The sequence below is a fragment of the Clostridium fungisolvens genome, from assembly GCF_014193895.1.
GTDB classification, from domain to species: Bacteria; Bacillota; Clostridia; order Clostridiales; family Clostridiaceae; genus Clostridium_AR; species Clostridium_AR fungisolvens.
In genome coordinates this window covers 4,824,742-4,841,115 of the sequence record NZ_BLZR01000001.1, presented here as the reverse complement: position 1 = coordinate 4,841,115, position 16,374 = coordinate 4,824,742, and the positions used below count along the sequence as shown (strand labels likewise).

Sequence of the window (16,374 nt, the reverse complement as noted above, 5' to 3'; positions counted from 1 at the left end):
CATAGTATCCTCCTAGTTTTATTGATTTTAGGGCAAGAGATAATCTTTAATATTTCTAAGTGGTGTAAAATAGTAAATCATTTTATGTGGTAGATAAAGATATATATGATGATAAAGTTATTTTAATTACATCATTTTATAATACTTGATTAATGTAAATCGTAGTATAAAACTAAAAAGACTCTAGCATTTTTTGCTAGAGTCTTTGGATTTAGTTACGGGGACCGTTAAATTTAGAGGATGGGTTATTATTAAATCCATTTCCACCATTCAATCCTGGATTAGTACTGGTATTTGTTATTTTTTGAGCATTTATCGCTTCACAAGATATAAGCGGTAAGGAACAAATAAGTAAAAGGATAATCTTAAATATAAAACTATATATTCTCTTTCTCATATTTTACGGTCTCCTTTTAATTGATTAAATACGTTTTGCCATTTTGTTTTCTAAGAAAAAGTCGTAAGTATCTTTAAATCCCATATAAGATAGAACTATCAATAATGGATAAACTGGGTATATATATCTGGACTTTATCTCCCATAATATATAGAATCCAATAAATCCTAATATCACTAAAACTAAGAATGCTTCGTCATATCTTTTAATTTTCATTGAACTTATTAATCTAATAAGGATAAAGCAGTACATTAAAAAATTCATTACATACAGTATTAAAAGTAAGGAGCTTCTGTAAGGTGAATCACCTTTAAATAAGTCTGTTGCAAAAGTAGTATAGCTATAACCACTCAACATACTCATTCTTTGGTTTGTAGTTCCTCCATCACCAATGCCATATCTATCAATTTGATAGGTTCCTTCCGTCCAAGTCCATACAATTTTCTTATAATACATGGTTACTAAATCACTAAAGGTTGCATTGGATAATTTATTTTCAATTGATTGTTTATATAACTCGATACTTTCCTCTTTGTTATAACCTGCTTGTCGTTGATATATATTGTAACTTTGCATATTATCCCAGAAACCAAACCTATCCATGTTGATTCCCATGTTTAGCCACATATATACTGGTGCAGAATTTATAGTAATAGATTCACTAACCTTATTTGTTAATTGAAGAGCTATGTTTTGAGTCCAATTTGGTATGTTGAATAATGAAACCACTATCAATATGGCTGTTGCAACTTTTTTAAGGCCTACTTTTTTAAAACTCAGTAAAATATAGATAATTGCAGCTATGAGATAAAGCACTCCTATCCCTCTGAAATAGTTACCCATAGATAAAAGTATAGAGGAAATAATGATGTGCTTAATAGTTTTTTCTTTTACAAATCTAATGATAAAATATATAGCACTAGTTAATAAGGCTGTTCCTATAATGTCATTATATATGAAGTTACTCATTAGCAATACAGGAATATAAGTAGCACCAAACACTAAAACACCATAGTCATTTTCTTTGGATTTATAATTAATCTGCTTATATATTAAGTAAATCATTAAAGTCGTAACAAGAGTAAATAATATATTAAATATCTTTATAACAAGATAATTATCTGGAAATATAGCTAATAAGGTTTTTAAGTATAATACTATGGAGTAGTTAAATGGAAACATATAAAGATACCCACCAGTTTGGAATGAAGAATAATCATTGTTATATAGCATGTTTAACGCTAAGGAAAGCACTGTTTGAGAATCGGCTGTAGGCAAAACTGTAAATGCAAATATAATACCTAGTTGCATAAGAAAGGATAGTAATAAGGTAATTGGAATTACTACTTTTTTACTATACTTATTGAGTTTTAAGCACAGCTTATATAATGCTATATTTAATAGAATTAGCCCTATTATAACGAAAATAAAGATTCCAATGGTCTGTCTTTCTAAAATAGGGTTATCGCCATATACAGAAAAACTATATTTTGCTCTAATAAAAAATGAAGATATTATAAATAGTCCTACAAAGAAAGTAAGTATTAAATATAATCCCTTTTTAAAAAATACTGTCATATTAAACCTCCTCTTAAACATCATTTATCTATAGTATAAAGTGAATACCTTAAATAAAGCTTAAAAAATTTATTAAATATATACTATTTATATTTATTCATAAATATTATAGCTATAACTTATAGTATAAATATAAAGAGAGCACTTGGTAAGTAATTGCTATTAACAAATTTATAAAAATGGTTTATAATAAAGTTTGTGAGAATTATTATCATTTAAAAGTGATTAAATATTTTACTATTTAAAAAGGAGGCTTGATTTTGTACGGGATAAGAGAACTATCTGGTTTAATTATATTAGTAATGACTATAATGTCAGGCTTGCTATATTCTTCTTTAATTGAATATTGTCTCCATAGGTTTCTGCTTCATAATTCTTATGAGCAAGAACATGTGAAAGTTCATCATAAAGTATTTCATGGAATAGATTCTTATGAACTTGAAGTGATAGATAAGGAAACAGTTCTATCAAGCTTTGGTGAAATTTTAAGAAATATAGTATTGTACCTTCCATTAGCCATTGCAATATTTATGAAAAGTAGGTTTCTTGGGATTTTGTTTCTTATAGTATGTATTATTTACAACCTATGGGAGGAATTTGTTCATTACTATTTTCATAAAAAAAATAAACAGTTATTTGTATTTAAACTTAAACTGTTTAAGAAATTAAAGGAGCATCATAGGATACATCATTATATGTATAGATATAATTTTGGGATTGGAACTAGCCTCTGGGATGTTATATTTAGGACTATAAAAAAAGTATAGATAAAGATAGGAAAACTATTTTAAAGACTCTGCTGGCTTCCGAGTAGAGTCTTTAAACATATAGATTCTAGTACTAAGCGGTGCAGTTATATAAATTAGCCAAAAGAGATATTTAGCAAATCTAAAAGAAGGAGAAGTCCACGATGATTTGGATTCTCCTTCTTTTTCTACTAGTATTAATTTCTTATCAGATAATCGAATGCGCCTAGAGCAGCATTTGCGCCTGAGCCCATAGAAATGATTATCTGCTTATAAGCACTGTTTGTGCAATCACCGGCGGCAAAGATTCCAGGTACATTTGTAGCACCATGATTATCAACAATTATCTCACCTATACGGTTACGTTCAATTGTATCACCTAACCAATCTGTATTAGGTACAAGACCAATTTGAACAAATACTCCTTGCAATTCAATATGTTTAACTTCTTGAGTATCACGTTCAATGTAGGTAATACCATTTACTTTATCGGTACCAGTTATTTCTTTTGTCTGAGCATTCTTTATAACAGTTACATTTTTCAAACTATAAAGGCGCTCTTGAAGTACAGCATCAGCTTTTAGTTCTGGAAGGAACTCTAAAACAGTTACGTGATTTACAACTCCTGCAAGATCAATAGCTGCTTCGATACCAGAATTACCTCCTCCAATTACTGCAACATGTTTTCCCTTGAATAAAGGAGCGTCACAATGAGGGCAATATGCTACACCTTTTGTTTTGAACTCATTTTCTCCAAGAACATTAACATTACGCCAACGGGCACCTGTTGAAATTATTACAGCCTTACTTTTCAAAACAGCACCATTTTCAAGTTCTACTTCTATTAAATCATTTTTTGTTAATCCTTTTACCCGCTGTAAATTCATGATATCAACATCATATTCCTTTACATGCTCTTCAAGGCTTGCTGCAAGCTTAGGACCTTCGGTATATTTTACACTTATAAAGTTTTCAATTCCTACAGTATCCATTACTTGACCACCAAAACGTTCAGCAACGATTCCGGTACGAATTCCTTTACGTGCTGCATAAATGGCTGCACTTGCTCCTGCTGGGCCACCTCCAACAACAAGAACATCATAAGGCTCTTTATTACTGAATTCTGATGGATCTTGAGTAGTACCAAGCTTTGCAAGAATCTCTTCCACAGTCATACGTCCACTGCCAAAGAATTCACCATTTAGGAAAACTGATGGAACAGCCATTATATTTTTGCTTTCAACTTCCTCTTTGAAAGTGCCGCCATCAATCATTGTATGAGTAATGTTAGTGTTAAGAATACTCATCAGATTTAATGACTGAACCACTTCTGGACAGTTGTGACAGGTTAAACTAATATAGGATTGAAAATTATATTGACCTTTAAGATTTTTAATTTGATCAATTATTTTTTGATCAACCTTTGGCGGTCTTCCACTAACCTGTAGCAAAGCTAACACCAATGAAGTAAACTCATGGCCTAAAGGAATTCCGGCAAAAGTTACTCCTGTGTCTTCATCAATACGATTGACACTAAAGCTAGGTGTTTTTGATAATGTGGCTCTCTCTACTTTAATTCTTGGTGACATAGATGCTAGTTCATCTACTAATGAAATCATATCGTTTGATATGTTATCAGATCCTGCACTGATTTTAATAAGGACATCGCCCTCCATCAATTGAAGATATTGGGCTAATTGACCTTTTATATCTGAATCAAGCATAATAGCTTCTCCTTAGATCTTTCCTACAAGATCAAGACTTGGCTTAAGTGTTTCAGAACCTTCTTTCCATTTAGCAGGACAAACTTCACCAGGATTATTTCTAACGTATTGAGCAGCTTTTATCTTATTAACAAGAATGCTTGCATCACGACCTATACCACCAGCGTTTATCTCAACAGCTTGAATAACACCATCTGGATCTATTATAAAAGTACCACGATCAGCTAAACCATCTGCTTCGATTAATACATCAAAATTACGTGATATAATATGAGAAGGATCTCCTATCATAGTATAAGTAATTTTCTTAATAGTCTCTGAAGTATCGTGCCATGCTTTGTGGGTATAATGAGTATCAGTTGAAACTGAATATACTTCAACTCCTAGAGACTTTAAAGTTTCATAGTTGTCTTGCAAATCTTCTAGTTCAGTTGGACATACGAATGTAAAGTCCGCAGGGTAGAAACAAACTACACTCCACTTTCCTTTAAAATCTGCTTCAGTAAGGTCTAAAAATTTACCGTTTTGATAAGCTGATGCTTTGAATGGTTTTACTTCTGTTCCTATTAGTGACATAATAAAAATACCTCCTAAAATTTAGTTTTATAATATTAATTGGATTTTATATACATATTGTAGTCGGTTCTAATTAATAATAATTATTACTTGATATTAATTATAAAACTAAAGAATTATTTGTCAATAGTTTTATATAAACTTTTTAAATTTATTCCAGTAACTATTTAATATAGGGTTAGTATACCCATTATCAAAAACTAACTACTAAAGTAAGACAGTTAGAGATTTGTTATAGGCAATAAATTTTTATAAAGATTGTTTCTGTTATATATTGCTTATAATTAAAGATATAGAGTATAAGGATGGAAAGTTTTAAATAAGGAATTTGCATATAGATATTATTTCTACATGACAGGGAATGAGTCTTTTTATATAATAGTAAGGTACTAAAAATTTTGAAGAGGGGTTAAAGTATACCATGAAAAGAATAAATGAAATTTTTAGTGACTATGAAACAAGTGGTAATATAAATACTGCTATTGTAGAATCGGTAGTCTTAAGTAAAAAAAGTAAACGGCTGGAGATGAAAATCAGCTCAGATAAATATATTGAAGTAAATGAGTTTGAAAGACTTAATACATTTATAAAGAAAAGATTCTCTTTGAATGATTCTATAATTTCTGTTAAGTATGCTGATGGAACGGATAAAAAGCCAATAGAACAGGAAATTAGAAATATTATTCTTCTTATGGCAGATAAACATCCTATGCTAAAGACAATTATAAATAACAGCGAATACAATGTGGATGATAATACCATACACTTTGATTTTAAAATTGCAGCATCCGGTTTTTTAAAAGCGATGAGTTATGATAAGCAGCTTCGTGAAGCAATAAGGTCTCTTTACGGTACTACATATAATATAAAGTTTGTTGATAAGGTAAATAATGAAGAGTTAGTTCGTCATGAGGAAGCACGTGAAAAAGAGATGCTTGCTGCTATAAAGCAAATCAAAACTGAACAAAGCAATAATGTGCCTAAAGAAGCTCCAGTTAAAAAGGAGGAAGTAAAGGAAGAATCAGATGGCAAGAAAGGTGATCCATTTGTAATCTTAGGAAGAAGCTCTAAGATTAAGGATACTGTTATAAAGATTACTGATATTACACCTGATGAGGGAAGAATAGCTTTAGAAGGTGAAATATCTAATATAGAAGCAAAGGAACTGAGAAGCGGGAAGACATTAGTGTCTTTTGATTTATATGATGGCTCCAGTTCTATGACTTGTAAGTCCTTTTTAAAGCCAGGGGAATATGACATTGTACTATCAAGACTTAAAAAAGCAAAGGGTGTCAGACTGGTTGGAAGTGCAAGCTTTAGTAAGTTCTCTGGCGAAGTTGAGATGATTGCTAATATTATAATAGAAACCCAAGGCATTAAAAGGGCGAAGAGGATGGATAATGCAGAGGTCAAGAGAGTAGAACTTCATATGCATACACAGATGAGCCAAATGGATGCTATGACCAGTGCCACTGATTTAATAAAGAGAGCTATGAGCTGGGGTATGAAGTCAATTGCCATAACTGATCATGGAGTGGTGCAGGCTTTTCCAGAAGCTCATAAGCTTTTAGGAAGAAACAATCCTGATATGAAAGTTTTATATGGGGTAGAGGCATATCTTGCTCCAGATAAAAAGCCATCTGTTACAAATCCAAAGGGACAGAGTATTGATACCACCTATTGTGTGTTAGATTTAGAAACTACAGGTTTTTCACCAGTAACTGAAAAAATCACTGAAATAGGGGTAATGAAATATCAAGATGGTAAGGTAATAGACCAGTTCAGCTGCTTTGTAAACCCTGAAAAACCGATTCCTGAAAGGGTTGTTGAGGTTACCAACATAACTGATGATATGGTAAAAGATGCAGAAACCATAGAGAAGGTTTTTCCTAAGTTGTTGGAGTTTATTGAAGGAAGTGTTTTGGTTGCTCATAATGCTGGATTTGATGTTGGCTTCCTAAAGCATAATGCAAAGGTATTGGGGTATGACTTTGATTTTACATATTTAGATACCTTATCTCTTGCTCAAGCGCTTTTCCCTGAGTATAAGAGTTATAAACTAGGGAGGATTGCCAAGAATCTTGGTATAAAGGTAGAAGTTGCCCACAGAGCATTGGATGATGTAGATACTACTGTTAAGGTCTTTGAAGTAATGCTTGAAATGTTAAGAGAAAGAGGCGCAACCACTATTGAGGATGTAGACTTATATGGCTCTGATGAAGAATCTAAAAAAGAAGAGTATAAAAAGCTCAGAACACATCATGCAATAATATTTGCAAAAGATTATGTAGGTCTGAAGAATTTATATAGACTTGTATCCTACTCTAGTTTAGATTATTTTTATAAAAAGCCTCGTATATTAAAAAGTATGTACAAAAAATATTCAGAGGGCTTAATTATTGGAAGTGCCTGCAGTGATGGAGAATTGTATCAAGCAATACTTCTTGGAAAATCTGATGAGGAAATTGAAGCAATTGCAGAAGAATATGACTATTTAGAAATTCAGCCTATAGGAAACAATGACTATTTAGTGAGAAATGGTCAGGTACCTGATAGAGATTATCTAAAGGATATAAATAGAAAAATTGTAGCTCTTGGAGAAAAGCTCAATAAGCTTGTAGTAGCTACAGGGGACGTTCATTTTATGGATCCTGAAGATGAGATATATAGACGTATTCTTGAAGCAGGTCAAGGGTTTAAGGATGCAGATGAGCAAGCACCCCTATACTTGAGAACAACTGAAGAGATGCTTAAGGAATTCGACTATTTAGGAAGAGTAAAGGCTTATGAAGTCGTAGTTACAAATACTAATAAAATAGCAGATATGTGTGAACCAATAAGCCCTATATCTCCAGATAAAGCAACACCACATATAGATGGTTGCGAGCAGACTATAAAAGATATTACTTATGGGAAGGCTCACGAACTATATGGGGATCCACTTCCACAATTAGTTCAGGACAGACTGGAGAGAGAGTTAGACTCAATCATAAAAAATGGTTTCTCTGTAATGTATATAATAGCTCAAAAGCTAGTTTGGAAATCCAATGAAGATGGGTATTTGGTTGGTTCCAGAGGCTCTGTTGGTTCTTCTGTTGTTGCATACATGACTGGTATAACAGAAGTAAATGCACTACCGCCTCACTATAGGTGCCCAAAGTGCAAGTATTCAGATTTTGAGGATCATGGATTTAAGAATGGTTTTGACTTACCAGATAAAGCTTGTCCTGTTTGTGGAGAACCGCTCGCTAAGGATGGAATTGATATTCCCTTTGAAACTTTCCTTGGATTTAATGGAGATAAAGAGCCAGATATAGACTTAAACTTTTCAGGTGAATATCAGGCAAAAGCTCATAAATATACTGAGGTTATATTCGGAAAAGGAACAACATTTAAAGCTGGAACTATTGGTACTATCGCTGAAAAGACAGCTTTTGGATACGTAAAAAAGTATTTTGATGAAAAGAACATGACAGTAAGTAAGGCTGAAATTATGAGAATATCAAAAGGTTGTACTGGAATAAAAAGGACTTCAGGACAGCATCCAGGAGGAATTATTGTTGTGCCTAAGGGAAGAGAGATTTTTGAGTTCTGCCCAGTTCAACATCCTGCGGATGACCCGAATTCAGATATAATAACAACACACTTTGATTATCACTCTATTGATCAGAATCTATTGAAACTAGATATACTTGGTCACGATGATCCTACAGTTATAAGAATGCTTCAAGATATAACTGGAGTAGATCCAAAGACTATACCTATGGATGAGAAGAAGACCATGTCCATATTCTCATCTACTGAAGCTTTGGGAGTAACACCACAGCAGATAAATTCTAAGGTTGGGACTTTTGGTATTCCTGAATTTGGTACCAAGTTCGTAAGAGGAATGCTTTTAGATACTATGCCAAAGGCTTTTACAGATTTGATATGTATATCAGGACTATCCCATGGTACTGACGTATGGCTTGGAAATGCTAAAGACTTAATTGACCAAGGGGTAGTAACCTTAAGTGAAGCAGTATGTACTAGAGATGATATCATGATTTATCTTATTAAAAAAGGACTTCCTCCAAACACTGCTTTTAAGATAATGGAAACGGTGCGTAAGGGTAAGGCTCTAAAGGATTCAAAGTGGCCAGAATATGAAGCACTCATGAGGGAATGTCAAGTTCCTGAGTGGTATATAGATTCTTGTAGAAAGATAAAATACATGTTCCCTAAGGCCCACGCAGCAGCTTATGTAATGATGGCTTTCAGAATAGCTTGGTTTAAGGTTCATATACCTAAGGCTTACTATGCAGCATTTTTTACTATCAGAGCAAAGGCTTTTGATGCAGAATTCATGATTTTTGGCAAAGAAAAAGTTAAATCCAAGATGAAGGAAATTGAAATGCAAGGAATTCAGGCTGCTCCGAAAGATAAGGATATGTATGATGATTTAGAATTAGTTTTGGAAATGTATGAGAGAGGCCTTAAGTTCCTTCCAATTGATTTATATAAATCCCACTCTACAAACTTTCTTGTAGAAGAGGAAGGCATAAGACCTCCAATAAATAGTATTTCTGGTATGGGAAATGTGGCAGCAGAAGGAATATACAATGCAATACAAGAGGCTATAAAGGATGATACACCTATAAATTCTATAGAAGATCTGAAAAAACGTGCTAAAATAGGTAATTCAGCTATAGATTCACTTAGAAAGTTTGGATGTTTAAACGGTCTTCCTGAAAAAGATCAGTTGAGCTTTTTCGATTTAATTTAATAGACGGTAGCTTTAAGTTGTTTTTATAAAGCTGTTATAAGTAAAAGAGGTCTCAGGTTTTTCCTGAGACCTTTCATTATTAGAATATTTCTTTAAGGTTTCATATTTATAATTAACAAACAGAATTTTTTTAAACTTTTTCACATATGTATTTAGTACAAAATTACTAGAATAATGGGATAGATATGAAAGCAGAAAATCATGCTAAATTCAATTAAGGATAAGATTATTAAGGTAATTATTCTAAGTCATTAAGTATATTAAGGATAATTGTAAGTAAAGAAAATACATCTCCTATAATTAAATATTCAGCATATAGTTTTATGAATGGAATTTTGAATGAAGAAATATTGAATAAAATAGCTTAAATTTTAAATAGAGGAGCAAATATTATGGGTGATAAAAGAGTAAATCAATTAAGGAAATTTACAAAGGTTATTAAAGGATATGACACAAATCAAGTTGATGGATATATTGAAAAATTGGTGGAGGAGAAGGATAGATTAATTGAGGAAATATCAGAATTAAAAATTAAGATAAATGAGTATAAAGATGAAGAGGATTTAATTAAATCTGTATTGATTAATGCTGAACAAGCTGCTTTAGAAACAAAGTCTTCTGCAGAAAGAAAAGCTGCTGAAATTGTAGAAAGGGCCAAGCTTGAAGCTGAAGAAATTATTCATAGTACATTAATGGAATCAAATAAATACAAGCAAGATATATATGAAATATTTAATGGACATGAATATAAATTAAAGAGAATTATTGAAGGTTTTTACTCAAAAGCAAAACATAACATGGAAGAAGTTCAAAATGAAATATCAAAAGAGATTGAGAATATGATAGCTAGATATGATGAGGATTATAAAAAATATAATTTGCCTGATGCTAATTATAAAACAGGTGATATTACCGAATTAGAAGTAATTGTGGAAAGTAGTATTGATAACTTGGGTAGTATTGGGAAAAGATGCGGACTTAGAACAGATGGATATTATGTGGAATGAAAAGGAAGAGATTATTTTATGAGGAAAAGGGCTTGAGGTTGATTTGAAAGATTCAGATGGAAGTGTTTTATTAGAAAAAGGAATTATTATGAAATGATCAATTTAATTTATAGTCAACTTGCATAAAATTAAAATCCCCCTGCTATTTGCAGAGGGATTAATAATTTTAAATATAATTATACTTGAACTTTAACAGTAGTTTGACCTACTACCAAATAACCATTAATATAGCAACGGAATTCAATAACAACTTCTGAAGAAGACCAAGAAAAATCAGAGCGTTCAAATTTAAATTGACCGATTTTTGCTTGATTGTAGTATCCGTTATTGCTATTAAGTGCGCTTACACCGTTAGCTTTTGCAGTATTAAGGTCTAAACCGTTAGTGGAATATCCTGTTGGAAGATCAACACGAACAGTAAATACTCCATTATTTCCTTTAATGACTTTAGATGTTACTTCAATGTTTGCTGGAATGTAAACTACAAATTGTCTTTCTATTGTGTAGCTATTGCCAGCCGCATCGGTTGCAGTGATAACAACCTTATAAACTCCAGGTTTATCGAGGTTAAGAGTGGAACCATTATTCATGATTTCCCCAGTAGTTTGATTTGGTGCGAAAACTACCATTTTTTCACTAGCTATACCAGAAAGATTATCTGATACATTATAATTTAGCTGAAGTAATGTACCAAGCTTATATTCTCCATTTAGTAACATCGATAATGTTGGCATAGTTTTATCAATTTTTACATAAGCAGTTTTAGTTGATTCAATGTTTCCTGATGCATCTACTGAGTAGAAGGAAATAGTGTGAATTCCTTCAGTTTGTATTGTAAATGAAGTACCTTCAACATAACCAGAACCATCAATTGAGTAGAAAGTTCTAACAACGCCACTTTGTGAGTCAGTAGCATTTAAGTTTACAGTTACATCATTATTTGACCAATTATCAGATATATTAGAAGTAGTAACTGATGCAGTTTTATCAATCTTTACATAAGCTGTTTTAGCTGATTCAATGTTTCCTGCTGCATCTACTGAGTAGAAGGAAACTGTATGAATTCCTTCAGTTTGTATTGTAAATGAAGTACCTTCAACATAACCAGAACCATCAATTGAGTAGAAAGTTCTAACAACGCCACTTTGTGAGTCAGTAGCATTTAAGTTTACAGTTACATCATTATTTGACCAATTATCAGATATATTAGAAGTAGTAACTGATGCAGTTTTGTCAATCTTTACATAAGCTGTTTTAGCTGATTCAATGTTTCCTGCTGCATCTACTGAGTAGAAGGAAACTGTATGAATTCCTTCGGTTTGTATTGTAAATGAAGTACCTTCGATGTATTCAGAACCATCAATTGAGTAGAAAGTTCTAGCAACCCCACTTTGTGAGTCAGTAGCATTTAAGTTTACAGTTACATCATTATTTGACCAAATGTCAGATATATTAGAAGTAGTAACTGGTGCAGTTTTATCAATTTTTACATAAGCAGTTTTAGCTGATTCAATGTTTCCAGCTGCATCTACTGAGTAGAAGGAAACTGTATGAATTCCTTCAGTTTGTATTGTGAATGAAGAACCTTCGATATAATCAGAACCATCAATTGAGTAGAAGGTCTTAACAACTCCACTTTGTGAGTCAGTAGCATTTAAGTTTACAGTTACATCATTATTTGACCAAATGTCAGATATATTAGAAGTAGTAACTGGTGCAGTTTTATCAATTTTTATATAAGCTGTCTTAACAGATTCAATATTACCTACCTTATCAACAGAATAGAAGGAAATCTTAGTAATACCTTCTTTACTTATTGTAAATGATGTTCCAGTTACAAAGGCTCCATCATCTATAGAATAATAAGTTGCTGCAACACCAGTATCTTTGTCAGTTGCAGATAAATTAACCAATACCTGTGATTGATTTGTCCAATTACTTGAAGCATCAATATTAGTAATAGGTGCTTCAGTATCAACTATAAGTTTCGCTAAAACAGTATTAGATGGAGATGATTCACCAAATGAATTACTGTATGATGTAACATAGTATAGATGGTTTGCATATGGAAGATTAGTTAGTGTATAAGATAAATTATTTATATTTTTTGCTACTAATACTGCATTACCATCTATAATTTCATATATGTTATATCCATTAGCATAAGTGACAAAGTTCCAAGATATTAGAGCACTTGATTGATCTAAAACCTTTAAAGTGGCAACTGGTGACTGCATATCAGGATAAACAATAGTTTCTGTTAATGCTGTAGAAAGTTGTGATTCACCAAATCTTGTACTATATGCCGTGATTTGATAACTATGTGTACCTTCTGATAAATTGAACACTTTATAACTTAAAGCAGTTCCTTTGTATAATAGTTGTTTATTGCCATCAGTAGTTTCATATATTCTATATTCATTTGCCCAGCTTACTGACTGCCAAGAAAAAGTTATATTATTAATGTTTGATATAGTTCCAACTAAACTTGGAGGCTGTACTACAGGCCAGATTAATGAAAGATTTATTGGACTTGCTACTGGTGATTCTCCAAAACGGCTGCTATAAGAATTAACTTCATAGCTATAATCACCTTCAGGCATATTCGTAAATGTAGCACTAGTAGTGGTAACTGTTTGTTTTAATACTCTTTGTCCGTTTACAATTTGATATACTCTATAAGCTGTTGCATAAGAAGATGCATTCCACTTTAAAGTGATATCATTCCCGTTAACGATTGTATTAGTTAAGTTAGCAGGTGCTTGCATTACTGGGAAGACTAAAGTGAAGCTAGTTTGACTACCATCTTGTGATTCACCGAAACGAGTGCTGTATGAGTGAATCTCGAAATTATAGTCACCTTCAGGCATGTTAGTAAATGTAATGCTAGTACCAGTAACTGTTTGTTTTAAAGTTTTTTGTCCATTTATAATCTGATAGATTCTATAGTTTGTTGTATATAATGTACTTCCCCATTTTAAAGTTATGTCGTTACCATTTACAATAGTGTAAGTGAAGTTACTTGGAGCCTGCATTACTGGGAAAACTAAAGTGAAGTTAGTTTGGCTACTATCTTGAGATTCACCAAAACGTGTACTATAAGAATGAATCTCAAAGTTATAGTCACCTTCAGGCATATTAGTAAATGTAACGCTTGTACCAGTAACTGTTTGTTTTAATACCCTTTGACCATTAATTAGTTGATAGATGTTATACCCAGTTGAGTAGGTTACTGAATTCCATTTTAAAGTTATATCATTTCCATTTGCAATGCTATAAGTAAGGTTTCCAGGTGCAAGCATTGTAGGGAAAGTTAGTGAAAATGATACATTGCTTCCTTCTAGTGATTCACCAAAACGTGTACTTACTGAATTAACTACATAAGTATGATCACCTTCTGGTACATTAGTTAATGTTGCTGTTGTAGCTGATACTGTAGTCTTTAACACTAATTGACCATCAATTAATTCATAAACCTTGTAGTTATTAGCATATGTTACTGCCGACCACGTCAATACTACGTCATTTCCATTCTGTATCTTATAAGTTAAGTTACCTGGAGCGGCCATTGTTGGTAAAACTAAAGTAAAGGCAGTTTCTGCTCCTACCGGAGATTCACCTAAAATTGTAGATACAGAATTTATGAGGTAATCATAATTACCACCAGCCATGTTGGTAAAACTAGCACTAGTAGTAGTTACAGTTTTTTGCAAAACTGCTTGTCCGTCAATTACTTGATATATTTTGTAGCTTGTTGCATATGGTGAAGCGGTCCATTTTAAAGTTATATCATTTCCATTTGTAATACTATATGTTAAGTTAGTTGGAGCCTGCATTGTTTGTCCATTCAGTGTAACAATTATAGTACTTCCATCTGAAGACTCTCCAAAACGGGTTGAATAAGAATGAATTTCAAAGCTATAATCACCTGAAGTCATATTTGTATAAGAAACAGTAGTACTTGTAACTGTACTTTTTAATACTTTCTGGCCATTAACTATTTGATATACCTTATAACTCGTAGCATAAGGAGATGCTGTCCAATTCAAGGTGAAATCCGTAGCACTTTTAATAGTTTGAACTACGTCTGTTGGCGGTGTCATCACCGGAAGTGTCAGTGTAAATGAAAGACTGCTTCCTTCAGTTGACTCGCTGAATCTATCACTATAGGAGTGGACTTCGTAAGTATAATCTCCACCATTCATATTAGTATAAGTTATACTAGTTCCAGTTAATGTGCTTTTTAAAACTTTTTGGCCATTAACTATTTGGTACACTCTATAATTGGTTGCATATGGAACTGAGGCCCACTTTAAAGTTATATCATTACCATTTGCTATAGAATATGTTAAGGAACTTGGAGCTTCCATTGATGGCAAAGTTAAATTAAAGCTTATTTGGCTTCCATCCTGTGATTCTCCAAAACGAGTTGAATAAGAATGAACTTCATAAATATAGTCATTTCCAGGCATATTAGAGTAGGTAACAGTTGTTCCTGTTAACGTACTTTTTAAAACCTTTACTCCATCAATTATTTGATAAACTGTATAATTAGTTGCATATGGAACAGCTGCCCATTTTAAGGTAATATCATTACCATTTGCAATACTATAAGTTAAGCTGCCTGGTGTCTGCATTACTGGAAGTATCAGAGTAAATGTCAGTTGAGATCCATCTTGAGATTCACCAAATCTGTCGCTATAAGAGTGAACTTCATACGTATAGTCACCAGCAGTCATATTAGTATATGAAATACTAGTACCAGTAGTGGTACTTTTTAAAGTTTTTTGTCCATCAATAATTTGATAAACCTTATAGCCTGTAGCGTAACTAACAGCGTTCCACTTCAGAGATATATCATTTCCGTTTAATATTGAATAAGCAAAATTACCTGGGGCTGTCATAGTTGGTAAAACCATATTTACATTAGTTGAGGCTGATATTGAAGATTCACCATAAAGTGGATTTACTGCTGAAACTGCATAAGTATAGCTTCCAGCAGGTGCATTAGTTATAGTATAAGTCGGTGTGCTTGATGTAGAAACTAATGTCTTTTGGCTATCAGCACCAATCTGATAAATGTTATAAGTTTTAGCATATTGAGAGCTTGTCCAAGTTAAAACTATATCATTACCATTTTGAATTTTACTGGTTAATGCAGTTGGAGCTGTCATATTTGGATAAGTAACATTAAAAGTAACAGGGGCACAAGGTCCTGACTCTCCATCTGTACTTAATGTTGATACAACATAACTATAATCTCCTTCAGGAATGTTATTAAAAGAATAAGAGGTTGATGTTGTTGTACCAACTAACTTAAGTTGACCATCAGTTATTCCATAAACATTATAACCAGTAGCTCCATAAACAGAGCTCCAAGAGAGTTTCGCATCACTTGGGGTAGTAAGTTGGACTGACAGGTTGCTTGGCGGTAACACATTGTTATTTGTTAATGCATAGACTTTTTCCACTGGTGGTGCCAGTTGGAAGAATAGTAGCAGTGATGCTAAAAATAGAAAACTGCTGCATAAAAGTTTTTTCATTTTGACCCTACCTTTCTTTGTGAAAAAGGGAAATAGGG

General features: G+C 32.6%; 8 protein-coding genes. 3 read left to right on the top strand and 5 right to left on the bottom strand.

Annotated features, from left to right (window positions below):
* Window positions 1-211: 211 nt before the first annotated feature.
* Window positions 212-397, bottom strand: coding sequence for a hypothetical protein (locus tag bsdtw1_RS21405; protein WP_183279515.1), 186 nt, complete (start codon window positions 395-397; stop codon window positions 212-214).
* 24 nt (window positions 398-421) lie between these two features.
* Window positions 422-1,975, bottom strand: a complete 1,554-nt coding sequence (locus tag bsdtw1_RS21400; RefSeq protein WP_183279514.1) for a glycosyltransferase family 39 protein — start codon at window positions 1,973-1,975, stop codon at window positions 422-424.
* A 260-nt stretch (window positions 1,976-2,235) separates the two neighbouring features.
* Between bsdtw1_RS21400 and bsdtw1_RS21395 the strand changes: the two genes are divergently transcribed.
* Window positions 2,236-2,742, top strand: a complete 507-nt coding sequence (locus tag bsdtw1_RS21395) for a sterol desaturase family protein (protein ID WP_183279513.1) — start codon at window positions 2,236-2,238, stop codon at window positions 2,740-2,742.
* A gap of 176 nt (window positions 2,743-2,918) precedes the next feature.
* Here the strand turns inward: bsdtw1_RS21395 and ahpF are convergent, their stop codons facing one another.
* Complete coding sequence (ahpF, locus tag bsdtw1_RS21390; protein ID WP_183279874.1) at window positions 2,919-4,448, bottom strand: alkyl hydroperoxide reductase subunit F; 1,530 nt, start codon at window positions 4,446-4,448, stop codon at window positions 2,919-2,921.
* 9 nt (window positions 4,449-4,457) lie between these two features.
* Window positions 4,458-5,021, bottom strand: a complete 564-nt coding sequence (gene ahpC / locus bsdtw1_RS21385; RefSeq protein WP_183279512.1) for an alkyl hydroperoxide reductase subunit C — start codon at window positions 5,019-5,021, stop codon at window positions 4,458-4,460.
* Between the two features lie 421 nt (window positions 5,022-5,442).
* On the opposite strand from ahpC, the gene polC reads away from it, so the two are divergent.
* Together polC and bsdtw1_RS21375 are read left to right on the top strand one after the other, a co-directional pair.
* Window positions 5,443-9,786 carry a DNA polymerase III subunit alpha gene (gene polC, locus bsdtw1_RS21380; RefSeq protein ID WP_183279511.1) on the top strand — a complete coding sequence of 1,448 codons (4,344 nt, stop codon included), beginning with the start codon at window positions 5,443-5,445 and terminating at the stop codon, window positions 9,784-9,786.
* Between the two features lie 392 nt (window positions 9,787-10,178).
* The gene (locus bsdtw1_RS21375; protein ID WP_183279510.1) at window positions 10,179-10,793 is read left to right on the top strand and encodes a DivIVA domain-containing protein; all 615 of its coding nucleotides are present in this window, start codon (window positions 10,179-10,181) and stop codon (window positions 10,791-10,793) included.
* 176 nt (window positions 10,794-10,969) lie between these two features.
* Here the strand turns inward: bsdtw1_RS21375 and bsdtw1_RS21370 are convergent, their stop codons facing one another.
* On the bottom strand, window positions 10,970-16,336 hold the full coding sequence (locus tag bsdtw1_RS21370) for an OmpL47-type beta-barrel domain-containing protein (RefSeq protein WP_183279509.1): 5,367 nt from the start codon (window positions 16,334-16,336) through the stop codon (window positions 10,970-10,972).
* Between the last annotated feature and the right edge of the window lie 38 nt (window positions 16,337-16,374).